Source organism: Mycobacterium sp. (assembly GCF_035623875.1).
In the GTDB taxonomy this organism is placed as follows: domain Bacteria; phylum Actinomycetota; class Actinomycetes; order Mycobacteriales; family Mycobacteriaceae; genus Mycobacterium.
Window position 1 is genome coordinate 1 of sequence record NZ_DASPSP010000244.1, and the last position, 2928, is coordinate 2928.

Below are 2928 nucleotides of genomic sequence, written 5' to 3' on the forward strand. Positions count from 1 at the left end.
GGATACCACTTCCCCTACGTCCACGGCCAAAGTCTCATTGGACAGAACACCCTCGCCAACACGATGGTCTACGACGATTTCGGCAAGCACCATCGGATCGGCTTCCCGTTCACCTGGATCACCAACCTTGACACGGACCCCGCCGCATCGGCGGAACCGCTGGCGAACATGGGAGTGATCTACTGGATATACCCGAACCTCGTTCTCGCCAACAGTCCAGTTGGCGTGGAGATCATCGACTTGCTGCCCGATGGCGAGCCCACCCGCTGCACCGTTCGTCACAGCTGGATGGGCCGACTGCCCGCCACGACCGATGACATGAGGGCCGGATACGACGCGGTCTTTGAAGGGGTGCACGCCGCGGTGCGTGACGAGGACTTCGCAATGCTGCCGCAGTGCGGCGAAGGGGTCAGGCACGGCCAACACGATCACATGATCGTTGGGCGCAACGAGATTGGCGTTCAGCACATGATCAAAGTTTTCGCGCAAGAGCTCGGGGTGGCCTTGCAATAGTGTTGGCGGATGGCCGCCCGTCATCACGCCGACCCGGTGCAGACCCGCGAAGCGGTCTTGGCTGTCGAAGATTGGTTGCGCGACGACACCCGCCCGGCTCCCAGTCGCACGGATCTGGCGGCGGCGGTTCGGCTCACCGCGCGCACGCTGGCCGCGCAAGCGCCGGGCTCCAGCGTCGAGGTCCGCGTTCCGCCGTTCGTTGCGGTGCAGTGCATTTCCGGGCCGCGGCACACCCGGGGCACACCGCCCAATGTGGTCGAGACCGATCCTCGAACGTGGCTGCTGCTGGCCACCGGACTACTGGCGCTAACGGATGCCAGCGCCGCCGGGGCGCTGCACCTCTCCGGCTCGCGTGCGGGCGAGATCCAGACCTGGTTACCGCTGGTGCGCCTGGCCGGCTAGCTTTTGCTGGCTTGCCTCCAGGCAATAACGCTTGGCGTTAATAACGCAGTCCGTTATCATTGACAGGTGATCCGCTCGTTCCGGGATAAGGACACCGAGGCGATCTGGCACCGCCGCTACGTCAAGAAACTCAGCCCGGAGCTCTGCAGACTCACCTACCGGAAGCTTGTTCTCATCAACGCCGCTGAGAGCATCAGCGACTTACGTGTGCCACCTGGAAACCGCCTAGAAAAACTCAGCGGCAACCGCGGCGGCCAGTACAGCGTCCGCGTCAACGACCAGTGGCGGATCTGCTTCAACTGGAGTAGCGCCGGCGCCGGCAACGTCGAGCTAGTCGACTACCACTAGAGAGGAGAAACCGATGTCAGACTTTGCGCCCACCCATCCAGGGGAGATCTTATTGACGGAGTTCCTCGAGCCGATGGGGATCTCGCAGTATCGGATCGCAAAGGCGATCGATGTACCGGCGCGCCGGATAAACGAGATCGTCCACGGCAAGCGGGGAATCAGCGCGGACACCGCGCTGCGGCTCTCACGCGCGCTGGGGTTGACCGACATGTTTTTCATTAACATGCAGGCGCACTATGACGCCGAAGTCGCCCGCGAACATCTTGTACGCGAGTTGGCGGCGATCGAACGGATTGCGTAAGAAGCCAGCCGATCGTCGGCTGGGGTACCGACCGTGAACTGCCAACTCTTAACACCGATGCGTTGAGTATCGATCGGGAGGGTGCATCGACACTAGGCCAACGGCGCAAGCCCGGAACGCACCAGATCGACACTCGTGGCAACGATTTCACCCAGGTCGCCGGTGCAACCGTCGTCACCCCACTTCTGCACCGCTACCACCAGAGCCGCCGCCAGGGTGGCTCCCGCGACCTCGGCGACGAGGTCGAGGTTGGGAACTGCGGCGTGGCGGGTCTTGATGAAGTCGGTCAGCACTTCGGCGAACGACGACTGCACCACGCGCAAATGCGCGGCGATCCGCTCGGCGGATATCAACGTCGAACGGGCGATCGCGGCCTGGCGAACCACTTCCACGTCGTGCGGAAAGCTCGCGACGCTGGCCAGCACGGCATCGAACAGCGACTCCGTGGCGGGCCGCTGCGCCAAGGCCTCGGCCAGCCAGTCCAGGTGGGTGTCGTAATCCTGGAACAGGACTGCTTCCTTGCTGGGAAAGTGCCGGAAGAACGTCCGCTCGGTGACGCCGGCCTCGGTGGCCAGCTGCGTCACCGTCACATTGCCGAAGCCCTTGCTGGCGAACTGCGCCAGCGCGACCCGGCGCAACGCCTCGTGCGTCGATCGCCGGCGCAGCTCATGAAGATTGGTCGCCTCGGTCATCGCGCCAGATGCTATCGCGAATTTCCGCAACGTGTCAGTACTGACATCTTCCTATTATGTCAGTACTGACATATTCTGCTGTGTGCGCGGGCCGGCGGTGGCCTTGAGAAGGGATGCGAGCGATGACTGACTATGACGCGATCGTTGTCGGCGCCGGACACAACGGCCTGACGGCGGCCGCCATCCTGCAGGGTGCGGGCCTGCGCACGTTGTGTGTGGAGGCCAACACTTATAGCGGTGGAATGGCCGCGACGGTGGAGCTCATCGACGGATTCCGCTACGAGATCGCGGGATCGGTGCAGTTTCCCACCGCCCACCAGATCACCAAAGAGCTTGGCCTGGACACTCTTCCGACCGTCGACGCCGAAGTCATGTCGGTTAATATCGGCGAGTCCGGTGAGGAGCCGATGATCTTCTACCGCGATCCGATGCAGCTGATGATGCACCTCGGCGAGAAACACGGCGCCGACGCGATCACGGGCATGGCCGAGTTGATCGCCTGGAGCCAAGGACCGGCGAAAGCGCTGGGCAGATTCGACGTGCGCACCCCGCCCAAGACTCTCGACGAGATGTATGCCTGTGCGGCGAACGAAGCCGAACGTACGGCCATCCATCAGATGCTGTTCGGCTCGGCGATGGACGCCATCGACCGCTACCTGCCGGACAAAGACA

Annotated in this window: 6 protein-coding genes; 5 read left to right on the top strand and 1 reads right to left on the bottom strand. The window is 63.1% G+C overall.

All coding sequences use genetic code 11. From position 1 onward, the window contains the following. The 4 genes from VEI45_RS19855 to VEI45_RS19870 form a co-directional block, all read left to right on the top strand. The coding region (locus VEI45_RS19855; RefSeq protein WP_324856237.1) for an SRPBCC family protein at nucleotides 1-513 on the top strand (513 nt) is incomplete at its 5' end. 9 nt (nucleotides 514-522) lie between these two features. After that, nucleotides 523-915 carry a sterol carrier family protein gene (locus VEI45_RS19860; protein WP_324856238.1) on the top strand — a complete coding sequence of 131 codons (393 nt, stop codon included), beginning with the start codon at nucleotides 523-525 and terminating at the stop codon, nucleotides 913-915. Between the two features lie 66 nt (nucleotides 916-981). After that, nucleotides 982-1263: a type II toxin-antitoxin system RelE/ParE family toxin gene (locus tag VEI45_RS19865; RefSeq protein ID WP_324856239.1), complete on the top strand. Its 282-nt coding sequence runs from the start codon at nucleotides 982-984 to the stop codon at nucleotides 1261-1263. Between the two features lie 13 nt (nucleotides 1264-1276). Further along, entirely contained in the window at nucleotides 1277-1564 is a 288-nt protein-coding gene (locus tag VEI45_RS19870) for a HigA family addiction module antitoxin (protein ID WP_324856240.1), read from the top strand. A gap of 92 nt (nucleotides 1565-1656) precedes the next feature. Here the strand turns inward: VEI45_RS19870 and VEI45_RS19875 are convergent, their stop codons facing one another. Next, a complete protein-coding gene (locus VEI45_RS19875) occupies nucleotides 1657-2256 on the bottom strand; it encodes a TetR/AcrR family transcriptional regulator (protein ID WP_324856241.1) in 600 nt (199 codons plus the stop codon). A gap of 122 nt (nucleotides 2257-2378) precedes the next feature. On the opposite strand from VEI45_RS19875, the gene VEI45_RS19880 reads away from it, so the two are divergent. Further along, a partial coding sequence (locus VEI45_RS19880; protein ID WP_324856242.1) for an NAD(P)-binding protein occupies nucleotides 2379-2928 on the top strand: 550 nt, incomplete at its 3' end.

Coding starts and splice junctions, on each gene's coding strand:
- VEI45_RS19860 (WP_324856238.1), top strand. CDS start 523: ATGGCCGCCCGTCATCACGCCGACCCGGTGCAGACCCGCGAAGCGGTC.
- VEI45_RS19870 (WP_324856240.1), top strand. CDS start 1,277: ATGTCAGACTTTGCGCCCACCCATCCAGGGGAGATCTTATTGACGGAG.
- VEI45_RS19875 (WP_324856241.1), bottom strand. CDS start 2,256: ATGACCGAGGCGACCAATCTTCATGAGCTGCGCCGGCGATCGACGCAC.